Source organism: Chamaesiphon sp. VAR_69_metabat_338, from assembly GCF_031423935.1.
Taxonomy (GTDB): Bacteria; Cyanobacteriota; Cyanobacteriia; order Cyanobacteriales; family Chamaesiphonaceae; genus Chamaesiphon.
Map to the genome: position 1 here is coordinate 1 of NZ_JANPGM010000126.1, position 2,365 is coordinate 2,365.

Sequence of the window (2,365 nt, forward strand, 5' to 3'; positions counted from 1 at the left end):
AGAGGGGCTGGGGGTGAGGGCAAGGTTAATGAGTTTTACAAGCCAGACTTAGCATGAGATCTCGATCGATCGCCTCCTGGCAATCGATCGACCCCAAACGAACAATTAATAAGTTTTAGTAATATTTAAACGATCTAGCATATTGCTCATAAGATGGTATTGTTAAATATCGAATTTTTCATCAAGCATCCTCACCATCATCATGAAACACCTGACTCCTGTTTGGTTTGGCCTTATGCTATCGATCTGCCCGATGGCTGCATCGGCGATCGCGGCACCGACAGTATCATCACTCCACCACTCCCAAACCCAACATTCAATCGCGCCTGAGGCCAGCAGCTTGGTTCAGTCCAACCAATTAGCCGATGTCTTAATGGGCATCATCGCTTTTGGCATGCCTTGCTCGATGATATTTGCCATCTTGCTCCAAAACCAGCTCGCAGCAGAGCGCGATCGCTTGGCCGCGCAGTTAGTACCAATTCGGATTAAATCCAAACCTTAAGATCGGTCGCAATCTACAGTACCAACACTCGGACTGTAGATCCAGCGGCGATCGCGGTCGTGTCTACAGGTATCATTGCGAGGGCAGTGGTACCTGCGAGATTAATTAAATTTGCCGAACTCTGAGTGCCGCCAGCCAAACTAAATTGATAGCGTCCGTCGCTGAGTGCCAACTGACCCCAGAGATAGGTTTCTCGCTGGCCGTCAGCGTGCAAGTCTTGAGTAGTCGTGACATCCAGCCAGGTCGATCGCCATTCAGGCTCCGGTAAACCCGAAAATTTGGCGATCGCCAGCTTCACAAATCGCCAGCAACTCACCAAAGCCGACACGGGATTTCCTGGCAACCCAAAATAAACAACTGAGTGAGATTCGCGATTGAACTGAGCTACAGTCAATGGCTTGCCCGGTTTAATAGCTACACTGCGAATCTGAATATCTCCACCCAGTTCGCCTAAGATCGCCTCTACATAGTCATAATCGCCCTCAGAGACGCCACCAGTCGAGATGACAAAATCCGCTGCTTCGATCGCTTCAGACATCGCAGCGGTCAATTTTGCCCGATCGTCGGGGATAATTCCCATACAGATTGGAATCCCACCAGCTTGCTGCACGAAAGCCGCGATCGCATATTGATTAGAATCGACAATTTGGCCGGGTTTGAGGTTGTTGCTAGGTGATACCAATTCATCGCCAGTGGACAGGATGGCGACGCGCGGACGCCGGTATACCTCGACTCGATCGCATCCTGTGGCGGCTAAAATCGCTATTTCGGCGGGATTTAACACTGTCCCCGCAGCTAGAAGTCGATCGCCCATCCGCGCGTATTCACCCCGCTGGCGGACGAACGATCTCGCTGTCGGGGCGATCTGAATTTTGACAAAGTTTTTTTGGACGCGTTGGGTATGCTCTTGCATGACGATCGTATCCGCACCCGCAGGGACGATCGCGCCGGTAAAGATCCGCGCCGCTTCGCCAGATTGCAGCTCTCGTTGCGGCTGATAGCCAGCCGGAATCTCCTCGACAACTTCTAGAGTAATTGGATGCTTGGGCGTACTCGATCGCACGTCGGCAAATTTGACGGCATAGCCATCCATCGCCGAGTTATCCCAATGGGGAAAGTCCAATCTACTCTCGATCGCAGCGGCGAGAATTCGATCGGTTGCGAGTGTCAGATCGACAGATTCGGTAACGCTAACAGGTCGGACTAAATCGAGAATCGTCTGTTCGGCTTGGGAAACGGGGAGCATAGGGAGTGGGGAGTGGGGAGTGGGAAGTTGGGAGTTGGGAGCGGGGATTTGGAGGAAAATGATATTTGCCGCCCAGACCCTCTATCCACTATCCACTATCCACTATTCCCTATTCCCTATCCACTATTCCCTAAAACAGCGGTTGTCGATCGGTCTTGGGTTGCCGGACATCAGTAGATTTGAGATTTGCAGCAGTGAGTTTAAATTGGTAAGGAATGGCGCGATCGCTATGGGAAACTAAGACAAATTCGTGATAGCCGTTGACGCTAGTTTTACCAGACCAATTCTGGGTGGGGGTGGTGGTGAGGATGGCGGGGAGATTGGTTGTCGGTGGATAAATCGCCAAGTTAATCGGTGCATCGGCGTGAATATTGGCAGCAATCTCCTGACCGCCAACTAAACTAGCAATGTAGGCTTTGCCTTCGCCCGGTTTGAGGGTGCCGCTGACAGTACCGCTGGTGCCGCCGACGGGAAAGACGATCTCGCTGAGTGCTTGCCGCGCTTGAATGGCGCGGACGCGATCGAGCATTGTGGCTAAATAAATTTGGCCGATGGGCGTATCTAAAAACTGCTCTTTGTCTACACGCAATTTTTGCGCGGAGTAGGCAGTAATCGCT

Annotated in this window: 2 protein-coding genes and 1 pseudogene; 1 reads left to right on the forward strand and 2 read right to left on the reverse strand. The window is 51.7% G+C overall.

Going from position 1 to position 2,365, the window contains the following annotated elements; translation table 11 throughout:
* Positions 1-235 precede the first annotated feature (235 nt).
* Positions 236-502 carry a hypothetical protein gene (locus RMO84_RS03625; protein ID WP_310487093.1) on the forward strand — a complete coding sequence of 89 codons (267 nt, stop codon included), beginning with the start codon at positions 236-238 and terminating at the stop codon, positions 500-502.
* A 13-nt stretch (positions 503-515) separates the two neighbouring features.
* Here RMO84_RS03625 and glp read toward each other — a convergent pair whose 3' ends face one another.
* Both glp and RMO84_RS03635 read right to left on the reverse strand, forming a co-directional pair.
* The gene (gene glp / locus RMO84_RS03630; RefSeq protein WP_310487094.1) at positions 516-1,748 is read right to left on the reverse strand and encodes a gephyrin-like molybdotransferase Glp; all 1,233 of its coding nucleotides are present in this window, start codon (positions 1,746-1,748) and stop codon (positions 516-518) included.
* A 130-nt stretch (positions 1,749-1,878) separates the two neighbouring features.
* A pseudogene (locus RMO84_RS03635) lies at positions 1,879-2,365 on the reverse strand (hypothetical protein); the annotation flags it as partial.